Source organism: Rhodococcus sp. OK302 (assembly GCF_002245895.1).
Lineage (GTDB): Bacteria > Actinomycetota > Actinomycetes > Mycobacteriales > Mycobacteriaceae > Rhodococcus_F.
The window spans coordinates 2105850-2126429 of sequence record NZ_NPJZ01000001.1 but is presented as its reverse complement, the minus strand read 5'-3'; the positions used below and the strand labels follow the sequence as shown (position 1 = coordinate 2126429).

Genomic DNA, 20580 nt, shown 5'->3' with positions numbered 1-20580 from the left:
CACTTCACCCCGGGGAGATAACGGCATCGATAAAGGCCCTGTTCACACATGTATGCCCTGCTTGAACTTGGGTACGCGCATGCTGACCTTCGTTCCGGCACCCGGCGCGGTTTCCACCACCAGGCCGTAATCGTTGCCGAATGCCGCACGCAAACGGTCGTCCACATTGGCCAATCCGACGTGCGCGGCTTCCCGTGCACTGGGCCGACCGGGACCGGATTCGATGGCATCGAGGGACCCGAACCGCAACAGATCCGGGTCCATTCCGACGCCGTCGTCCTCGACGCTGATGACGCAATCAGGGCCTTCGTCCGCCGCCACGATACTGATGGTGCCGCCGTCCGGCTTGCCGGAAATACCGTGGCGAACGGCGTTCTCGACCAGAGGTTGAAGAGCCAGAAACGGGAGAACCACATTGAGCACTTCCGGCGCCACCTGCAGTTTCACGCCGAGTGCATCACCGAACCTGGCCCGCTCGAGCGTCAGGTATCGATCGATGTTTCGCAATTCGTCTGCCAGCAGGGTGAATTCACCGGCCGAGCGGAACGAGTAGCGAGTGAAATCGGCGAACTCGAGAATGAGCTCACGCGCGCGGTTCGGATCAGTGCGCACAAACGACGCGACAGTATTGAGTGCGTTGTAGATGAAGTGTGGACTGATCTGTGCCCGCAGAGCGCGAACCTCCGCACGATCGAGTCGTGCACGCGAAGCATCCAGATCTGCCAATTCGATTTGGCTGCAAGCATATCGAGCTACATCCGTGATGGCGCCCAGCATTCCCGGCCACGGATCCTCGGTGGTGACAACTCCCAGTACCCCGACGACGCCGATGTCCTCGATGACCATGGGCTGCACGATCAATGCGCGAACATTGTGATCCCCGCTGCCCCGCACTAGGTCTGCGTAGGTCACCAGGACTCGGCGCTCCCCCTCGACAGCGCGTATAGCGGCATCACGAAACTGATCGGCCAACGACCCGTGCGGTCCGTTCCACGCCAGCACGGCTCCGGTAGCGTCGGCAATTCCCAAACCTCGAGCGCCGGTCAACTCACGCAAGTGAGGTGCGGCTTCGACTGCTGATTCACTGTCGAGACCGCGCCGAAGTGGCCGCGCTGCAAGCGAAGCCGTGTGCAAGGCCGCATGAACGGCACGTTCCGACGGCGAAGTGACTTCGCGTCGGGTACGCATCCAGACCGCCGTCAAACCCACCACCAGTACGACGACTATCCCGATGAACAGCGCGGCTACCGTCGGGCTCATCTACGCGCCGCAGTTGTTCGGGGCCGGAACTCCGGCAAAGCGATCTTGAATCCAGGCGACGGCGCCGGGAACCGCTTTGCCATCTGCGTGCCCCTCCCCGGGCCGGGACACGAATTCGATCACGTCACCGTCAGCACAGGCGCGGCCCACGGCAGCTTCGGTCCACTCGGGTCGAATCAGATTGTCGTTTCCACCGACCACCACATACAGAGGGCCACTCGCCCGTTGCCGCGGCAATGCAATGTCGCTCAGCCAGCCGTGAATTCGATCGGCGTCGGCATCTGTGCTCGGCCGGGTGTCCGCCGCAGTGACCTTACCGGCCAGCCCGAACTTCTCGCTCGCGCGGGCGGTGAGGCACGACGACAGCAGTTCGTAATTTTCCGCGAAAACGCCGTGCACGTAGTCACCCCGATCGAGTTCGGGATGCGTCTGTGACAGCCCTTCCAAAACGTAGGGAAGCAATAGTTGCTGGGGCAGCGATAGATTCACGTCTGCTCCACTGGTGATGATCGGCGAGATGTCGGCTGCGGGTGAAAGGTTTGCCGCACCGACAAATTCGAGTCCGTCGCCGTAGGCACCGGCCTTCTCCGCGGCCGCCCACGATGCCTGCCCACCTTGCGAAAGCCCCAAGGTCGCCCACCGAGTCGAGGTATCCGGGACTACGTTGCGGGCAGCACGAACCGCGTCGATAACGTTGTAGGCGGCGGTATCCGGTTGCAGGTACGGGTGTGGACCGTCGGTACCGAGCCCTTCGAAATCCGTCGCGGCAACAACGTATCCGGACTTCAGCAGCGGCGCCACCAAACCGATTGCGCCGAAGAGCGTCGGTGAGGCAGACGGAGCACAGTCATCGGAAATGCCGGTGGTGCCGTGCCCGACGGAGACGACGGGCCAGCCTCCTTCGGGAGGAGTTCCCGGCGGGGTGAATACCGTTCCCGAGACTCGGGTTTCGTGGCCGTCGATGCCGGACGTCGAACCGTAGAGAATTTTCCGGGCGGTTGCACCGGTGCCAGTCACTTCTGCTGTTGTCGTGAACGGTTCGTTCTCGAAGAGAACGCCGCGCTGAGCACTCGACTGTTGATCTATCGATACAGAGGCCGACGGAGCAGCCGACGGAGCAGCCGACGGTGTGGCCGGCGCCTCGGGACCCGTCGATCCACACGCCGCACTCACCACCAAGGTGCCCACCGCGAGCGCGCCCCAGACCGAACGCCGAACCCTCGAACTACCTTCGCTCATGAACTACCTTCTCCTCGTGCCGCCACTCGCGCACGACGGCGTCGTACCCGCTCCTCGGCAGCGGCCTCCTCGAGATCAAGACCTTCCAACACGGTACGCAAGACGTCGTCGTCCAGATCGCCACTGTCACGCGCAGCAATCAATGCCACACGCTGCGAGCGCAACGACTGATGCCGGAACTTGTCGAACAACGCTCCCGCATGCCACATCGCCGCCTCGCGGTCGTTGTCCTCGTCAGTCTCCTGAACTTGAAGACGGGCCTGCATCGACCTTCGCACCCGCTCGACGATCGCCTGCAATTCCTTGCTGTCGATTTCCGGCGGCGGATGAACGGCTACATCTGCCAGCGCCTTCTCGCCGGCTTGACGAGAGATGTTGCGCGCCAACTCCATCTGTTCCTGGGTACGCAACGTCTCGTACGGATCGGCTACATCGAGCCGGCGAATCAGGAACGGGAGGGTCGATCCCTGCACGAGCAGAGTCCCGACGGCGACGATGAAGGCGATGGCCTGAATGACACCGCGGCCGGGAAACGGCTCACCGGTCGAAAGAGCAAAGGGAATACCGCCGGCTGCTGCGAGTGTGACCACTCCGCGCATTCCGGCCCAGGAGACCACAAGATTCTGTTTCCACGACAGCTGTTTCTGACGAAGCCCACGGCGGATCGTCACACCGAACCGTATCCGCGAATAGGTCAGGAACAACCACACCGGCCGGATCACGATCACCACGGCCAACACCGCAAGCCCGTAGAGGAACACGTGGACAACCGGAAGCCCGTCCGCCACAACGTCGTCGATCACGAAACTCAACTGCAGACCCATGTACGCGAATACGAACATCTCGAGTAGCGTCTCCAGGCTCGACCAGACCGATCGCTCCTGCAACCTCGTCATGATCGACGCATCCGTCGAATAGTGCCCGATTACCAAGCCTGCGACCACAACTGCCAGAACACCCGACGCGTGAAGTTCTTCGGCAGCCAGATACGCGGCAAACGGAAGGACCAGTCCCAGGCCGGTTTCGAGCGGTGAATCGTACATCCGAGAGCGCACGAACTTCACGATGAACGCGAGTACCAAGCCGATCACGATGCCGCCCACAACTTCGTAAGCGAAGAACAACAGCGGTGAGTCCGTCGCGATCCGTGTGCCCGTCACGGCAGCTACGGCGACGGTGAACAACGTCAGCGCCGTGGCGTCGTTGACCAGGCCCTCACCGGTGAGAATTGCTATGACACGCTTCGGAAGTCCCAGTTTTTGTCCAACCGCCACGGCACTGACCGCGTCGGTGGGCGCGATGACCGCACCGAGAACCAAGGCCGCACCGATCGTAAGTTCCGGTACCAGCCATTCGGCGAAGAAAGCAACGACGCCGGCGGTGACCAGAACCATGCCTACGCCCAGACGCAGGATTGGCGCAAGGTTCCGTTTGAATGTCGCCACCGAAAATTTGAGGGCCGCCGAATACAGCAGTGGCGGCAGCACCACACCGAGAATGACGTGTGGATCCAGTTCTGGCCGAGGCATTCCCGGAATGAACGACGCAGCCGAACCGACCGCAACCAGGACGAGGGGCGCCTGTAGGTTTCGGCGATTCGCCAGCCCGGTGACTGCGATGGCGGCGATGACAACCAGCAGAATCCAGGTGAAGTTCACCCGCCTATTGTGCCTGCCCACCCTGGGAATTCACCCAGTGGACGCGCAGGAGCCCGCAACCTCGACGGGTCGCGGGCTCCTGAGCATTCGGTGACTACTCCTTTTCGGGAACAGCCTTCTTGGCAGCCTCAGCTGCCTTGTCGATCTGGTCGCCGTACTTGCCGCCGGTTTTGCTGTCGGCGATGTCAGCTACTTTGTCGATCGCGTCGTGAACCTTGTCGGAATTCTCCGATGCCAGTTCCTGACCCTTCTCGACGAGACCTTTGACGTTGTCCAGGAAACCCATGTCCGTGTCCTCTCCCAGTGCTGACGCACATCTATCGCGGAATGCGAACCTCCGCGCACCCTTGATTCTCACAGGTACAGACGAAGTATGCCAAGAATGACGGCCACCTGATTGTCACTTCTTCCAATCCAAGGTACCGTTAACCGATTATTAACTGAATGGCAGACCGAAGTTCATCGTAAGTGATTTCGACAGGTGACCAGATTGAGTGCAGATTCGCGAGGGCCGGGAATCATTCCGCGGCCCGCCCGTGGCCTGCTGTCGCGAACCTGGCTTGCCACCACCGATTACACCTGGCTACCCCGTTTTCTCGATACCCGTGGACTGACCAGACCTGGGCGCGTGATCATCGCCTGCTGGTGTTTTGTCTTCGCCTTGATGGCCGCGACCATGCAACTGAGCAATCTAGGAGCCGACAGCGGGTTAGCCAGATCGGTACTGACTGTGTCAGCTCTCAGCGGCCTGTACGGCGGGTGGGGTTGGAGTCACCACGCTACCTGGCCCACTTGGGCACAGTCCATGACCTTTGTCGTCTGGAGTGATGTGTGGCTGGCGCTCGCTCTACTGATCGGCGTCCGGTCCGCATTTGTCGGAACCATCGGCTGCATTCTCTTCATCATGATCGGCTTCTACGTCGCCGTAGTTCACAGCCCGCGCGTCGCTGCCGCTCACATCGGCTGGGCTCTCGTCATCTGCTCGCTGCTGGCGCGCAGTGCCCTCACAGACCCGTCGAACGACGACTGGATCGTGTTCGACATGTACGTGATCATCTGCGGAGTCATCATCACCACAGCCTGGGCATTGCAAGTCGTCTGGCTGCGACTGACCGACGACGCCCGCCGCGCAGGTCGCGACTACCTCACCGCCACGCTCAATCGCCGCGGCCTACAAGACGAGGCCCAGCAGCTACTTCGCGGAGATCCTTCGCATTCGAAAGCCCTGGTCGCCATGCTGATCGACGTCGACTCGTTCAAAAGACTCAACGACACTCACGGGCACGGAGCCGGCGACGACGCGTTGACGGCCATCGCCGAACGGCTGGTCCGAGCGGCGGGCCCCGAAGGTGTGGTGGCGCGCATCGGCGGCGACGAATTTGTTGTGCTCCGCAGCGTCGACGCTATCGACATCGAAACTGTTGCCGCACAGATTCACTCCGCGATCAGCTCCACGTCCGATCTTTTTCCGGTATCCGCCAGCACCGGCGTCAGCGTGTATCTCACGACGGAAGCAGACCTACCCGGCAGCGCGGTCAACGTGCTGATCGAGCACGCAGACAATGCGATGTACCGCGCGAAGAAGCGTGGCGGCAACCGCATTGCCTGGGTCCACATGTCACAACACTGAACGTGCCGAACCGGCTAGGACGTGTGCGCGTGAGGATGCTCGCCCGGAAGATCTTCCGGTGTGGTGAACAACTTTCGCTTCTCACCGTGCAACCTGGCGCTGACCCACCATGACACCTCCACCAGCACGACGCCCACCGCACCCATCGTGATTGCGAGCGTCGTCGCAGCCACGTTGCTCGGATCCAACTTGAAGAACTCGCGAGTGAACGGCAAAGCGAACAGGATCAGATAACCGACCACCGAACCGCCGATCAGCACCAACTTCCACCACGTGTACGGCCGTGCAACGACCGCCAGTACCCACAGGGCGATCATGATCAACGTGATCAACGCAGTGGTGCTTTCCTGCTCGCGCGTCACATCGTAACTATTGTGAACAATTACGTACGTGGCAAAAGTGATGACACCGATGATGATTCCCGACGGCAAAGCCAACCGCATTACGCGGGGAACAAAGCCTGATCGAGCCCGTTCGTTGTTGGGTGCCAACGAAAGAATGAACGCCGGGATACCGATCGTGAACCAGGCCGCGATGGTGACGTGCCGGGGCAGGAACGGATAGGACAGCGGTTCGAAGTCGAGCATCTTCGACAGCACACCGGTAATGCCGACCAGGAACGCCAGCACCACCGAGTAGACGGTCTTGGTGAGAAACAGATTGGAGACGCGTTCGATGTTGCCAATGACGCGTCGGCCCTCCGCCACCACGTACGGCAGCGTCGCGAACTTGTTGTCCAACAACACGATCTGCGCTACAGCGCGCGTCGCCGGGCTTCCCGAGCCCATCGAGACTCCGATATCGGCGTCCTTGAGTGCCAGCACGTCATTGACGCCGTCACCCGTCATCGCGACGGTGTGGCCACGAGACTGCAAGGCCGCGACCATCTCCCGCTTCTGATCGGGACGCACGCGCCCGAAAGTGGTGGCGCCTTCGAGGACGTCGGCCAGTTGCTCCTGATCGCCCGGAAGCTCACGCGCATCGATCGGGCGATTGCCACCTTCGAGGCCGAGAGAACCTGCAACAGCACCGACAGAAACGGCGTTGTCACCGGAGATGACCTTGACTGCAACCTTCTGACTTGCGAAGTACTCCAACGTTTCCTGTGCGTCGGGACGAACCTTCTGCTCGAGAACGATCAACGCCTCCGGTGTCACGATTCCCGGCGCATCGGCGTCGTCGACTGCAAGATTGCTGCTGCCCAACATGAGTACGCGCAGTCCGGTGGACCCCACAGACTCTGCTTCCCGAGCCATGTCGGAGGCGGGATCGAGCAGCATGTCCGGAGCACCCAGCACCCAGTTGCCGTGAGCACCGTAAGACTGTCCGCTCCACTTCTTCGCGGACGAGAACGGCGCCACCGCAGTAGCTTCGCCCCAACCAGCGTCTTCGGGCATCGACTCGCGGATGGCAAGAACACTCGCGTTGGGCCTCGGATCCGAAGCGGCCATCGCGCTCAATGCCGCCTTGATCACCGCCTCGTCGGCAGAGCCTTCTGCGAGCTTCAACTCGGATAGCCGCATACCGTTCTCGGTGAGCGTTCCCGTCTTGTCTGCGCACACGACGTCGACGCGGGCCAAGCCCTCGATCGCCGGCAATTCCTGAACGAGGCACTGCCGCTTGCCCAGTCGAATGACACCCACGGCAAACGCGATGGACGTCATCAGCACCAGGCCCTCGGGGACCATGGGAACCAGAGCTGCGACCATGCCGTTGAGCGCTTGGCCGAGGGACTCCTCCCCGCTCGAGAACAACTGGTTGTAGATGATCAACGCACCCGCCGGGATCATCAAGTACGTGATGAACTTGAGGATACTGTCGATACCGCTGCGCAGTTCCGAATGCACCAAGGTGAACTTGCTGGCCTCTTCGGCCAACTTCGCTGCATACGCGTCGCCGCCGACCTTGGTGGCCCGATAGGCACCGCTGCCGGCTGCCACAAAACTTCCCGAAAGTACCTGCGCCCCAGCAGTCTTGTGCACGGGGTCCGCTTCACCCGTGAGCAGCGACTCGTCGATCTCGAGGGCCGCAGAACTGACTACTTCGCCGTCGACCACGATCTGGTCACCGGAACCCAATTCGATGATGTCGTCGAGAACAACGTCTTTGGGAGCGAGCGCAACCGCGACACCGTCGCGTCGGACCATCGGCTTGGCCTGAGAGACGATAGCCAACGCATCCAAAGTTCGCTTGGCGCGGATCTCCTGAATGATGCCGATAGCGCTGTTCGCGACGATCAGGAATCCGAACATGCCGTCGATCACGGACCCCGTGGACAACACGATCACCAACAACACCATCAAGATCGCATTGATCCGGGTGAAGATATTGCCGCGAACGATGTCCTTGACCGACCGTGAAGCCCGATCCGGAACGTCGTTGGTCTGACCCGACGCTCTGCGGGCGGCAACCTGCTCGGCCGTCAACCCACGTGAGATGTCGATGCCGTCGTTAGAGTCCGCCGTCGCAGTCGCGACTGCAGTGTCTGGTGGACCGCCCGTGTCTTCTGAATCTGAGTGCTCGTGAGCCATGGTCAAAGGTTACGCACTTGCCGCGGCATTTCCCGGCCCGACGACGAATCAGACGATCACCCCAGCGGAATCCACCACGTCGATGGTTGTGCGTTGGAGAACGCGTCGATTCGACCACCCGGCATCGGCACCGCCACCGTGATACCCGCGGCAGCCGCAGATTCGGTCAACCGCACGATCGGCTCGGACCACGAATGGAACGCAAGATTGAAGGTCGCCCAGTGAATCGGCACGAATACTCCACGTTCCGCGTCCCCGAGGTTCAGATCGGCGTGCGTCTGAACTGCTTCTTCGGGGTTCATGTGGATGTCGGGCCACCGCACGTCGTAGGCGCCGACCGGGAGGAGGGTCAAGTCGAAAGGTCCGTACTTCTTTCCGAGTTCGACAAACCGTGGCGTGTATCCGCTGTCTCCGCCGAAGAACACGCGATGGTTCGGACCGGCAAAGACCCACGACGCCCATTGCGTCGTATTGCGGACGAGGCCACGCCCCGAGAAGTGACGGGCCTCGGTGCACGTGAGGACCAAGTCGCCGATTGTCGTCGACTCGTCCCAGTCGAGCTCGATAATGCGATTCTCCGGCACCTTCCAGTGACGAAGGTGCGCACCGATACCTACCGGCACCACGAACGGTGCCTTCTGCGAGTGCATCAGAATTTTGACCGTCGCCATATCGAGATGGTCGTAGTGATCGTGGGAGATGACTATCGCGTCCACCGCGGGCAGATCTTCCAGAGATACGGGTACCGCATGCATGCGTGCGGGACCGACTGCAGCAGAAGGCGATACGCGCTCACTCCACACGGGGTCCGCGAGCACGCGGTATCCGTCGACCTCGACCAACACGCTCGAATGTCCGTACCAGGTAACTGCCGCAGCGCCTGCCTGCGCCGGCGCCAGCGGAGTGGCCAACGGGATGGGTGCGCGTGGCCGTCCCATCGACCCGCGGGTGAGCATCGACTTCGCCATCCCGGCATCGGTACCCGGAACAAGAGCGCTGCTGGGTTCCGAATTATGAAACTGGCGATCTCGATATCGCGGTGAAGCCGCCGCATAGGGTTGCACCGCACTCCGCGATGCCCCGATCTGCGTCGGGATTCCCCAGGCGGCTCGCGCCACCCATCCTGTTGCCGCAGCTACCGTGGCAAGACCGAGAAGCGTCGTCTTCTTCATTCGGACCAGGGTAGCTACTATTTGCCGCCGGAGCGGTCCGCGACTATTTCCCCTTGAAGACGGGTGGGCGATTCTCGATGCGGGCAGCGCGGGCCTCTTGGACGTCCTCGCTGAGCCACGCCGCGTGAAGTGCGTCGAGTTGTTCGGGTGACTGCTCGTCCATCGTTCCGTCGTCGTTGAGAACCATCTTCATGTGACGCAGCGACAGCGGTGCGAGGTTGGCGATGCGCTGCGCCCATTCCTGCGCGTCTTCGAGTGTGCCGATCTTGTTGGCCAGGCCGCGGTTGAATGCTTCCTCGGCGCCGATCTGTTCGATGCCGAGCAGAATCGTGCGGGCCGGGCCGCCTCCGACAAGAGATGCCAGACGATGCATCGTCCACTTGTCCACCGAGACACCGAGAGTCGCAGCCGGAATACCGAACCGGGCGGCGGGAGCTACGACGCGCAGATCGGAAGCGATGGCGATTTGCGTGCCGGCGCCGATGGCCGGACCGTTGACGGCTGCGATCACCGGGATGGGCGCGGTGTCGATGGAGCGGAGCATTTCGAAGAGCCGGTCGGTGAAGCCTTCCATGTACACGTCGCCGGAGAGGTCGGCGCCGGCGCAGAATGCCGATCCCTGTCCCGTGATCACGATGACGTGAGCGCGATCTGCGACGGCGGCGTTCACCGCGTCCTTGATTGCGATGCAGAGTTCCGCGCTGAGGGCGTTACGACGCTCATGACGCTGCAACTCGATAGTCACGACATTGCCGTCACGGGAAGTCCCGATCATGTCCGCTCGCTTTCATTTCTGGAAGGCTCGGCACACGGGATGTTCCGAATGCCGTTACCGTCCGCAATAGTTCTCTGCAGCAGAGTTCTGTGCATCAGGAGGTTAGATTACCGATGAGTACGAACGACGGTTCCGACGGACAAGCCCACGACGTCGATGTGGTGGTGATCGGCGCCGGCCAGGCCGGCCTCTCGGCCGCGTACTACCTCCGTAAGTTCGGCGTACCACCAGAGTCGGGGTTCGTCGTGCTCGATCACGCTGCCGGTCCCGGCGGGGCGTGGCAATTCCGTTGGCCGAGCCTGACTTTGAGTACCGTCAATGGCGTACACGATCTACCGGGCATGTCTTTCGCGGAAACGACGGGCACCGATTCCGAACAGGTACCGGCCTCGGCCGCGGTCCCCCACTATTTCGAGTTGTACGAGAAGAAGTTCGACCTTCCCGTCCACCGACCGGTACACACTCGCGTCGTATGCCCCCGCGAAGAGCGTCTGCGTATCGAGACCGACCGCGGCGTATTCAACGCACGCGGGTTGATCAATGCGACGGGAACGTGGGAGCGCCCGTTCATTCCGCATTACCGCGGCGCCGAGACTTTTCACGGACGCCAGTTACACACCCGGGACTACCGCTCCGCCCACGAGTTCGATGGCAAACACGTGGTGGTCGTCGGCGGGGGAATCTCCGCGGTTCAGTTACTCGACGAGATCTCCCAGGTCACGACCACGACCTGGGTGACCCGACGCGAACCGCAATTCCGCGACGAGCCCTTCACCCCGGATATCGGGAGAGAAGCCGTCGCCATGGTCGAAGATCGAGTACGACGCGGACTCCCACCCGGTTCGGTGGTCTCGGTCACGGGTCTGCCGGTGACACCCGCGATCCGCGCGGCCCGCAAACGAGGGGCGCTGACGAGGAGGCCGATGTTCTCGGAGATCCTTCCGTACGGCGTCAGATGGGAAGACGGAACGTCGATCGATGCCGATGCCATCCTGTGGTGCACCGGTTTTCGGAGCTCCCTCGATCACCTTGCACCGCTTCATCTGCGGGGCCCCGGCGGCGGAATCGAGATGACCGGACGCCTCGCCACCCAAGTCGCGTCCGACCCGCGTGTACATCTGGTCGGCTACGGCCCGTCATCCTCCACGATCGGCGCGAACCGGGCGGGCCAGGCTGCGGTAGCGGAACTGACCTCGTTCCTGGAACTTCACTGAGCTTCTAGCGACCATTTGGTTACGGTTGTCCGTTTGAGTTTCCACCAGCACAAACAGGAGATACCGAGAACTCACCCCAAACCTCGGCAGGCATGTGGCCAGACAAAGAACCTTCTGTTACCGTTCAGCTAACTTCTTTCGATCGCGCACAATTCGGAGGAACTCGGGCAACAACCCAATCGGGGGTTGACGTGAGGGACAGTCATGAAGGGGCAGCGGTCCGCATGAAAAACGATGCACACACAAAAACCGCGTGGTGGTCGATCAGCGAATGGCGACTCGGATGGAAGGTTGTCGCAGTCCTCACCGTTCCCATGCTCATTGCCGTCATGCTCGGCGCATTCCGGATCCAGGCAGAACTCGCCGAGGCCGCAAAACTCAGTTCGTCTTCCGAACGTGCCCTCGCAGTCCCCGCTGCGCTTCACCTGGAGGACGCACTCTACGACCTCGCCGTCGCGTCGTCCTCCGGCACCGAAACCACGACTGCCACTGCGGCAGTAACGAATTCGATGCAAGAACTTGCCACCGCCGGTCGAACCTTCCAGACTGACGACGCGCTCAACGGTCAGGTCACCCGCGCCCTGCAAAATAGTCGATCGATCGTCGAAGAGGTTGCTTCCGGCGCAGTCGCACCGGCCCGACTCGTCGCCCGGGTCAACGAAGTCTCGACCGACATCTCGAGCGCATTCACCGACATCATCAAGGCCTCCCAGCGGCCGATTCTGCGTGAGCGCGGCGGGGAATTCGCAACGCTGTGGGCAGCGCGACGCGCCCTGGCCGACCAGCGAATCCTGTTCGGTTCCGGCCGCCTCGATCAGCAAGCTCGGACCGCCCTGGCTACCACCGCCGGAGCAGAACTCGCGGCCCTGGGCGGCGTGCTTCCCGCTAACGAAGCAGACAGCAATCCCACAGCCGTCAATGCTGTCAAGGCTCTGACAGCGTCAGCGCAGAATCGCGTCGACGAGATCGGTGCGACGGCCTCCACAGCACCGCTGAGCAGTCAGATCGACATCGGCCTGCAGACCAGCAGCGACCAGTACAACGCCCTCACCGACGCCGCCGTGGGCCAGTTCGGCAGCACGGTTACCGCTGAGGCCAACACCGCTCGATCGGCGGCCCTTCGAGACACCGCACTCGTCCTCGGCTCCGTCCTCGCTGCACTCGTCATCGCACTGATCATCAGCCGATCACTCGTCGACCCCATCCGACGCTTGCGCTTCGCGGCCCTCCAAGCTGCACGCCGTGGACTACCCGAGGCCATCGAACGCATCCGGGCCGGCGAGAAGACAACCGATCTGGAATTCCCCCGCGTACCCATTCGCACCCACGAGGAAATCGGTCAACTCGCACGCGCCGTCGACGACATGCATGGGCAGGCCATCGTGCTCGCCGGCGAGCAGGCAACACTGCGGCGCCAGGTCAACGACATGTTCGAGACCCTCTCGCGCCGCAATAAGTCTCTCGTCGAGCAGCAACTCGGCCTGATCGAGCAACTCGAGCAGGACGAAGACGATCCGCGGCGACTCGAGAACCTCTTCCGTATCGACCACATCGCCGCCCAGATGCGACGCAACAGCGACAACCTCCTCATCCTCTCCGGCACCGAGGGCCGCCGCGGACGATCCGCACCAATGACACTCGCGGACGCTCTACGCGCCTCCGTATCCGGCGTCGAGGACTACCTGCGCGTCGAACTGGGACAGATTCCGGCCGGCGTCCTCACCGGACTGTCCAGCGCCGACGTCGTGCATCTCATCGCCGAACTTCTCGACAATGCGCTGCGATACTCACCGCCGGAAACAACAGTGACCATCAACGCGGGGCCGACGTCCGAAGGTTCCATGCTGGTGGAGGTCGCTGACCTCGGCATCGGAATGTCCACGACAGATCTACTCGACGCCAACGGCCGTTTGGCTTCTGGCGGCGAGATGAGTCCCGACACCGCACGCCACATGGGCTTGTTCGTCATCAGCCGCATCAGCCGCCGCTACAACATTTCGGTTCGCCTGCGCCCCACCGGAGTTGCGCAGGACCGCAACGGAGTCACTGCCTCAGTTCTCCTCCCGGCAGCACTCCTCGAAGCGGCTGATCAAGGCACAGCTCGGACGCCGTCCGCGCCGTTTATCGCCCCAAGTCGCACCGGTGCTCCTGCTGCAACCCCGGCCCCAGTCCTAGCCCCTGTCCCAGTCCCGGCTGTGACTGCGCAGGTCACGCCAGTTCAGGTTTCGGCACCACTGCCCCCGAAAACCGACGCAGCGCCGCTGTCCGCGACCGGACTTCCGCAGCGACAACCGGGTAACACCATTCGGGTGACACTGCCGCCCCCCGTTGCCGGCGCACCCACGTTGGCAGCTGCCGCTCTCCCCGAAGAGGCTGCACTTCCGCGTCGCACCCCCGGGACAAGTGGAGCGCCAGGCATCGGTGACACAATCGTGGACGCACAGACTTCGGTAGCTCCTGTTGTCGAAAGCGTTGCTTCCCCAGCAGATAACAATGAACTGAACAGCGGGGAACGCAATAGCAGGGAACCGGAACCTCGGCACCGGCTGAGCTCCCCGACCCCGACCAACACCGCAGCCTTCTTCTCCTCCCGCGCGCGTGACGGGTTCCCGCCACGCGCAGCTGTCCGCACCACCGAGCTTCCGAATCCGGTCCCCGGCACTACACCGATCGCATCGCCGATCTTTGCCCGGATGGTCTCAGAATGGCTGGTCGATCCGACGGATCAAACCTCCACTGCTGCAAGCGGAACCGCCTGGACTACCGATGCCGATCAGGGCTGGGTCGCTGCCCGCGCATCGTTCGAACTGCCGGTCACCAAGATCTCCGATTCCGGTCTCCCGATCCGCGATCGCGGCGCACGGCTGGTTCCCGGCACCGCCGGAACCACCATCACTCCGCTGCGCTCCGGCACTCACCGCCAGACCGCCGATCCGGAAAACATCCGACAGGGATGGAGTGACTATCAGTCCGGCGTCATCCGAGGACGACGCCATGTCGGCGAGAGCCCTGCCGATTTGTCCACCGCGCGACATGGCGCCACACACCCGCACTCGGCTACGACCGGGCAGAACTATGAAGGAGAACAGTGAATTCTGTTGGAGCCCAAGAGACTCCTCGCTCGCTCGATTGGCTGGTGTCGGGCTTCGCGCGCGACGTTCCAGGAGTAAGCCACGCGATCATCGTCTCGGCCGACGGACTGTTGAGCGCAGCGAGCACCCACCTTCCGCTCGATCGTGCCGACCAATTGGCCGCCGTGACATCGGGACTGGCCAGCCTCTCGGCCGGTGCATCACGATTGTTCGACGGCGGTGCCGTCATGCAATCGGTGGTCGAAATGGAGAACGGCTACCTGCTGCTCATGGGCGTCGGTAGCGGTGCGTACCTTGCCGCGCTTGCCGTTGCGGGTTGCGACATCGGCCAGATAGGTTACGAAATGGCAACTCTCGTGGACCGGGTCGGAACCACCATGGATATCGCACCGCGATCAGGTCGGGATATCTGATCTCGATGCCACATCATCACCCCGAGCACGTTGGTATCGAACCGAATCTGGTTCGCCCCTACGCACTCACCGAAGGTCGGACAATACCGTCCATCGATCTTCCGCTCGAAGCAATAGTTGCGACGGTCGAAGACGCCGTCACGAAACGCCTTGCACCGGAGGACATCCGTGCGTCGATCGTCAGCCTGTGTGAGCAGCGAATCTCCATCGCGGAAATCGCTGCGCACCTTGCCGTTCCGATCGGGGTGGCACGGGTTCTGGTGGCGGATCTCGTCGTCGCCGGGGCATTGGAAGTACAAGCCACTCTGCGAAGCGATGCGACCAGCGTCGAGCGCCGCGAATTGATCGAAAGGACCCTCAGTGGACTTCGGGCACTCTGACGCACCGTCTCGCGTCAAATCGACAAAAATCGTGATCGCCGGAGGATTCGGCGTCGGAAAGACGACCCTGGTGGGAACGGTTTCCGAGATCGTCCCGCTGCGGACTGAAGCCATGGTCACCGATGCCAGTGACGGTATCGATCACCTCGGCGCGACTCCGAACAAGGACACCACAACGGTGGCAATGGATTTCGGACGCATCACGCTGGCCGACGACCTCGTCCTGTACCTGTTCGGAACACCTGGTCAGCGGCGCTTCTGGTTCATGTGGGACGACCTCATCACCGGCGCTATCGGGGCAGTCGTCCTCGTCGACACGCGGCGGCTCGAAGACAGTTTTGCGGCCGTCGACTTCTTCGAAGCCCGCGGACTTCCATTCATTGTGGCAGTCAACCGCTTTGACGGTGCGCCTATCCACTCGGCCAGCGATCTTCGTCAGGCTCTGGCGCTGCCCAATCGAATTCCGATGATCGAGATCGATGCGCGAAACCGCGAGTCCGCGAAACAGGCGCTCATCGCGGTTACCGAATACTCCCTCGAATTTCTTGCGGCCGCTGCTCTCGCCTGACCCAGCTTGACCAATCAACAGCATTGACACTGAAAGGAACTGGCATGTCGGATGAAATGCATCATTTCTCGATGGGACTCTGGCTGCTCGGACTCGCCTTCGTCGTTTCCGTCACCGGATCGGTTGTCGGCTTGGCATGTACGCGTCATTCCGCAGCGGCAACCCACACCGCGGCGCGGATGCGCTGGTTGTTCATGGGGGCTCTGTCAATCGGCGGCGTAGCGATCTGGCTGATGCACTTCATTGCAATGCTCGGATTTGCGGTGCCCGGCAGCCCCATTCGCTACAGCCTGACCTGGACGATCGTCTCTGCCGTGATTTCCGTGACCGCTGTATTTGTCGGTCTCTTGATCCTCGGAACCACGTTCCGCTTGAGTAGACTTCTCGCCGGTGGTCTCGTGGTGGGTGTCGCGGTCAACATCATGCACTATCTGGGTATGCGCGCCTTGCATTTTCAAGGCGAGATTCACTACAACATGTACTTTGTCGCACTGTCAGTCTTGATCGCCGTTGTCGCCGGAACCGCCGCGTTGTGGTTCACGATGGTTCTGGAATCCACGGTCCTGCGGTTCTTTGCCGGTGTGATCATGGGAATCGCCGTCGTTGGAATGCACTACACAGGAATGGCCGCTGTCGAAGTTACTCACGATCCGTCGGCGCCGGCACCCCAAGGCCTCGAAGTGTTCGCGTTCCTGTTTCCCGTCTTCGTGCTCGGACTCCTGGCATTGGCTGTGCCGATCGTCGGGGTGCTTACTGCTCCCGACCGGGCAACCGCCCAAATGGAATCTGCCGCCGACGATCTCGCATTCGAAGCACGAGAGTTCGCTGACCGGTAATCAGGACGAGATCGGGCCGTGCAGCTTTTCGTAGGCAGCTTTCTCGGCGTCCTGGCGCGAAATCTTCTTCGGGTTCTCGAGGTCTGCCGGCAATCCGTGACGCTCGAGACGACGAGACCGGTTTTGCGCCATATAGGAAACCGAATAGAAGAGCGCCAGCAACACTCCGAGAAGGACCATCGACGCACGTAGTGCCCACGGGCCCGGAAACAGCATGAAGATGACGAAGACCGGCAGGAACGGCACCATACTGCGCACCAGGTGCCGGGGTACGGCCCAGTCACCGATCAGGTCGTTGCGTACCCATTCCCGCATGGAATCGGGTAACTTGCGACCAAACGAATAACCAAGCCACTGAATAGGATTCGGTGCTGCAGTCATAGTCTTCTCTTTCATTGTTCCAATGCCCCAGCGCGCAACGCGGCTTCGTTGACCCGCGTCAACACCGAGTGCAACTCTTCGAGTTCAGCCATCCCGACACCGAGTTTCTGCACCACGGCCGGCGGAATCTTTTCCGCCTCGACGCGCAGGGCAGCACCGGCTTCGGTCAGATCGACGTCCAACTGACGCTCGTCGGCACGGCTACGCGTGCGCGTGATCAAACCGGACGCTTCGAGCCGCTTCAGGAGAGGCGAGAGCGTCGGCGAATCCAGCTGCAACGCCTGCCCGATTTCCTTGACAGCCATCGGTGCCTTTCCCCACAACGCCAACATGACCAGATACTGCGGGTGCGTGAGCCCCATCGGCTCGAGCAGTGGCCGATATACCGACAACACCGCCCGGTTTGCGACGGCAAGTGCAAAACACACCTGGCGGTCGAGTGCCAGCGGGTCGTATGCCTGCTCCTGGGTGGTCATGGTCCTCAGGCTAACAGATTAGTTAGTGCGATAACTAGTCTTGCACTAACTAATCTGCGCGACTGTGGGCGACGCAACTGTGGGCAGAAATGTGGAATAGGCAGCGAATCCCCCCGGTTGAACAGCTCCGTGACTCTTTCCCACGCTTCGACCACGTCCTCCGCGCTGCGCGGCCTGTTCGAGCCATTCGAGGTGAAATCGCTCTCGTTGCGTAACCGCTTCGCCATGGCCCCGATGACCCGCGCATTCTCTCCGGACGGAATCCCCGGCGCCGATGTTGCCGAGTACTACAGGCGCCGCGCAGCCGGCGGCGTCGGCCTGATCATCACCGAAGGTACGTATATCCCGGACCCGGCCGCCGGACCCCACACACGAGTACCGCGGATCTACGGCGACGAGAGCCTCGACGGCTGGAAGGCAGTTGTCGACGCCGTCCACGCCGAAGGCGGATCGATCATTCCGCAGCTCTGGCATCTGGGCGTCGAACGTGGCGACAAGCCGCAGCTCAATCCGGACGTCCAGACGGTCAGTCCGTCCGGACTGGCATTGGACGGCACTCCGTCGGGACGGGAGTTCACCTCCGCGGACCTCGAAGACTTGAAGCAAGCCTGGGTCGACGCCGCACTCAACGCGAAGAACACCGGCTTCGACGGCCTGGAACTGCACGGAGCGCACGGCTATCTGCTGGACGAATTCCTCTGGGCCGGAACCAATGTCCGCACCGATTCCTACGGCGGATCACTCGAAGCCCGTACCCGCTTCCCCGCCGAGGTTGTTGCTGCCATTCGCGAGGCCGTCGGAAACGAGTTCGCGATCGTCTACCGATTCTCACAGTGGAAGTCGGGCCAGTACGACGCTCGAATCGCGCAGAGCCCCAGTGAACTCGGTCGCATCCTCACTCCTCTCGTCGACGCGGGAGTCGATGTGTTCCACCCGTCGACGCGGCGTCACTGGGAACCCGCTTTTGCAGAACTCGACGGCGACGACGGCAAGCTCGGATTGGCCGGCTGGACGAAGAAGCTGACGGGCCTGCCCACCATCACCGTCGGCTCGGTCGGACTCGATTCGGTGTTCACCACGGCATTCACCGCCGACGCGGCATCCTCGGTCACCGGACTGGAACGTCTCGAATCTCAGTACGAGGACGGCGAATTCGACATGGTTGCCGTCGGTCGTGCACTCCTCGCCGATCCCGAGTGGGTGGAGAAGCTCCGTACGGGACGCACTGATGAGCACATCGCGTTCACGGCAGAGCATCGCTCGCATCTGAACTAGTTCGTATCTGAAACCAACGGCGCTCCCACACTGATGTGGGAGCGCCGTTGGCGTTGAAATACTTGGTTCTAGCTTCCGAACACCGCCGGATCCGGACCGATGCGACCGGACGGGTCAGTGAGCGCACCGACGGCGTTGATCTCGTCCGGTGTCAACGCAAATCCGAAGACGTCGATGTTCGCCTTGATCCGCGCGGGCGTCACCGACTTGGGGATGACGACATTCCCGATCTGCAGATGCCAGCGAATGATCACCTGGGCTGTGGTGACGCTGTGGGCGTCGGCAATCTTCTTCAGGACGGGATCCGTCAACACCGTGCCCTGTCCGAGTGGACTCCACGCCTCTGTAGCGATTCCCTTGCCCGTATGGAAGGCACGCAGTTCCGACTGGTTGAACTTGGGATGAAGCTCGATCTGGTTGAGGACCGGCACCTCTCCGCTCTCACCGATGACGCGTTCAAGATTCTCGATGGTGAAGTTGGAGACGCCGATGGAGCGAACCCGGCCGTCGGCCTTGAGTTTCTGGAACGCCTTGAACGTCTCCACGTACAGATTCGCGGACGGGACCGGCCAGTGAATCAAGTACAGATCGAGGTAATCGAGGCCCAATTTGTCGAGGCTGGCGTCGAAGGCCTCGAGCGTCGAGTCGTAGCCCTGATCGCTGTTCCACAACTTCGTGGTGATGTAGAGGTCGCCGCGGTTAATGCCGGATTCGGCTATCGCACGCCCGACTCCTACCTCGTTGCCGTAGATCTTGGCGGTATCGATGCTGCGGTATCCGGCCTTCAGTGCGGTTGAGACGGCTTCCTGTGTTTCGTCGTCCGGAACCTGGAAGACACCGAATCCCAACGCAGGAATCGTCTTGCCGTCGGCCAGCACAATGTTCGGAACAGAGGTCACGTCTTGTGATTCGGTCATACCTAGGCAACGCAGCACTCCGGTGGAGTGTTCCCTCACCTGCCCCTTGTCCTGCCCGAAATGGCCGTCTACCTTGGAAGACAAGCCTTGGAATCGCCTCGAGAAAAGAGACGGCGATGAATGTTCCGTACCATCTCGCCTACAAAGTCGGAGTCACTCCGTGGGAGCACACGGGCCGCGGTTTCGACGCACAACTATCAGCACTCCTCGACAAAGTTCCCATCCCCGAGAACGGGCGTGCGCTCGATATCGGCTGCGGAACCGGCCGACATTCCATCGAAATGGCCGAGCGCGGTTGGCACGTCACAGGCGTCGACTCCGAGCAGGAACCCCTGGACAAAGCCCGGATCCACGCTCGCGAAGCTGGTACCACCATCCGATTTCTCCATGAGGATGCCGCCGATCTGCATATCGCCGTCGACCCGGGCAACATGCTGGTCCTGGACATCGGCTGCTTTCACGGGCTCAACGAGCACGAGCGTCACGCCTACGCGCAGTCGGTGAATGCCGTCACGGCGCCCGGCGCCTCGATGATCATGTTCGCCTTCAGCCACGGGCATCGCTGGCCGATGCCACATGGCGTTTCGCGTGACGACGTCGTGCGCCACTTCGACGGTTGGACCATGGAGTCCAGTGATCCAGCCGACGTGAGCGACGCCGGGCTTCCGGTTCGCGCGGCACATCCCTGCTGGTACCACCTGGTTCGACACTAACCCTGTGCGCCTTTATCACCCGCCCGCGGTTAATAAAGGCGCACAGCACA

Annotated in this window: 19 protein-coding genes; 9 read left to right on the top strand and 10 right to left on the bottom strand. The window is 61.9% G+C overall.

The features are described 5' to 3' along the window. Positions 1-42: 42 nt before the first annotated feature. From BDB13_RS09905 to BDB13_RS09890, 4 genes are all read right to left on the bottom strand, one after another. On the bottom strand, positions 43-1260 hold the full coding sequence (locus BDB13_RS09905) for a sensor histidine kinase (protein WP_094271490.1): 1218 nt from the start codon (positions 1258-1260) through the stop codon (positions 43-45). Continuing rightward, positions 1261-2499 carry a lipase family protein gene (locus BDB13_RS09900; RefSeq protein ID WP_094271489.1) on the bottom strand — a complete coding sequence of 413 codons (1239 nt, stop codon included), beginning with the start codon at positions 2497-2499 and terminating at the stop codon, positions 1261-1263. Further along, positions 2496-4157, bottom strand: coding sequence for a Na+/H+ antiporter (locus BDB13_RS09895; protein WP_094271488.1), 1662 nt, complete (start codon positions 4155-4157; stop codon positions 2496-2498). The genes BDB13_RS09900 and BDB13_RS09895 overlap by 4 nt, the downstream gene beginning before the upstream one ends. 94 nt (positions 4158-4251) lie before the next feature. Next, positions 4252-4443, bottom strand: a complete 192-nt coding sequence (locus BDB13_RS09890) for an antitoxin (RefSeq protein ID WP_094271487.1) — start codon at positions 4441-4443, stop codon at positions 4252-4254. Positions 4444-4647: 204 nt separating this feature from the next. On the opposite strand from BDB13_RS09890, the gene BDB13_RS09885 reads away from it, so the two are divergent. Next, a complete protein-coding gene (locus BDB13_RS09885) occupies positions 4648-5787 on the top strand; it encodes a diguanylate cyclase domain-containing protein (protein WP_206042557.1) in 1140 nt (379 codons plus the stop codon). Positions 5788-5801: 14 nt separating this feature from the next. Here BDB13_RS09885 and BDB13_RS09880 read toward each other — a convergent pair whose 3' ends face one another. From BDB13_RS09880 to BDB13_RS09870, 3 genes are read right to left on the bottom strand one after another with little or no spacing between them, the layout of a single operon-like run. Continuing rightward, positions 5802-8318, bottom strand: a complete 2517-nt coding sequence (locus BDB13_RS09880; RefSeq protein ID WP_094271485.1) for an HAD-IC family P-type ATPase — start codon at positions 8316-8318, stop codon at positions 5802-5804. A gap of 56 nt (positions 8319-8374) precedes the next feature. Beyond that, positions 8375-9490: an MBL fold metallo-hydrolase gene (locus BDB13_RS09875; RefSeq protein ID WP_094271484.1), complete on the bottom strand. Its 1116-nt coding sequence runs from the start codon at positions 9488-9490 to the stop codon at positions 8375-8377. 43 nt (positions 9491-9533) lie between these two features. Next, positions 9534-10265: an enoyl-CoA hydratase gene (locus tag BDB13_RS09870; protein ID WP_094271483.1), complete on the bottom strand. Its 732-nt coding sequence runs from the start codon at positions 10263-10265 to the stop codon at positions 9534-9536. 113 nt (positions 10266-10378) lie between these two features. Here BDB13_RS09870 and BDB13_RS09865 point away from each other — a divergent pair, with 113 nt between their 5' ends. The 6 genes from BDB13_RS09865 (at position 10379) to BDB13_RS09840 (ending at position 16768) form a co-directional block, all read left to right on the top strand. Next, positions 10379-11479: an NAD(P)-binding domain-containing protein gene (locus tag BDB13_RS09865; protein WP_094271482.1), complete on the top strand. Its 1101-nt coding sequence runs from the start codon at positions 10379-10381 to the stop codon at positions 11477-11479. A gap of 224 nt (positions 11480-11703) precedes the next feature. Next, on the top strand, positions 11704-14571 hold the full coding sequence (locus tag BDB13_RS09860) for a HAMP domain-containing sensor histidine kinase (protein WP_094271481.1): 2868 nt from the start codon (positions 11704-11706) through the stop codon (positions 14569-14571). Next, complete coding sequence (locus BDB13_RS09855) at positions 14568-14984, top strand: roadblock/LC7 domain-containing protein (RefSeq protein ID WP_094271480.1); 417 nt, start codon at positions 14568-14570, stop codon at positions 14982-14984. The genes BDB13_RS09860 and BDB13_RS09855 overlap by 4 nt, the downstream gene beginning before the upstream one ends. A gap of 5 nt (positions 14985-14989) precedes the next feature. Then, entirely contained in the window at positions 14990-15364 is a 375-nt protein-coding gene (locus BDB13_RS09850) for a DUF742 domain-containing protein (RefSeq protein WP_094271479.1), read from the top strand. Beyond that, the gene (locus BDB13_RS09845; RefSeq protein ID WP_094271478.1) at positions 15345-15932 is read left to right on the top strand and encodes a GTP-binding protein; all 588 of its coding nucleotides are present in this window, start codon (positions 15345-15347) and stop codon (positions 15930-15932) included. The genes BDB13_RS09850 and BDB13_RS09845 overlap by 20 nt, the downstream gene beginning before the upstream one ends. Positions 15933-15976: 44 nt before the next feature. Continuing rightward, on the top strand, positions 15977-16768 hold the full coding sequence (locus BDB13_RS09840) for an MHYT domain-containing protein (RefSeq protein WP_094271477.1): 792 nt from the start codon (positions 15977-15979) through the stop codon (positions 16766-16768). On the opposite strand, the gene BDB13_RS09835 is transcribed toward BDB13_RS09840, so the two are convergent. Continuing rightward, complete coding sequence (locus BDB13_RS09835) at positions 16769-17149, bottom strand: DUF5313 family protein (protein ID WP_176459558.1); 381 nt, start codon at positions 17147-17149, stop codon at positions 16769-16771. It lies immediately after the preceding gene. Positions 17150-17160: 11 nt separating this feature from the next. After that, positions 17161-17625, bottom strand: a complete 465-nt coding sequence (locus BDB13_RS09830) for a MarR family winged helix-turn-helix transcriptional regulator (RefSeq protein WP_094271475.1) — start codon at positions 17623-17625, stop codon at positions 17161-17163. A 129-nt stretch (positions 17626-17754) separates the two neighbouring features. Here BDB13_RS09830 and BDB13_RS09825 point away from each other — a divergent pair, with 129 nt between their 5' ends. Beyond that, a complete protein-coding gene (locus tag BDB13_RS09825; protein ID WP_094271474.1) occupies positions 17755-18900 on the top strand; it encodes an NADH:flavin oxidoreductase in 1146 nt (381 codons plus the stop codon). Positions 18901-18968: 68 nt separating this feature from the next. Here the strand turns inward: BDB13_RS09825 and BDB13_RS09820 are convergent, their stop codons facing one another. Then, on the bottom strand, positions 18969-19817 hold the full coding sequence (locus BDB13_RS09820; protein WP_094271473.1) for an aldo/keto reductase: 849 nt from the start codon (positions 19815-19817) through the stop codon (positions 18969-18971). A 116-nt stretch (positions 19818-19933) separates the two neighbouring features. On the opposite strand from BDB13_RS09820, the gene BDB13_RS09815 reads away from it, so the two are divergent. Then, positions 19934-20530, top strand: a complete 597-nt coding sequence (locus BDB13_RS09815; protein WP_094271472.1) for a class I SAM-dependent methyltransferase — start codon at positions 19934-19936, stop codon at positions 20528-20530. Positions 20531-20580: the final 50 nt, after the last annotated feature.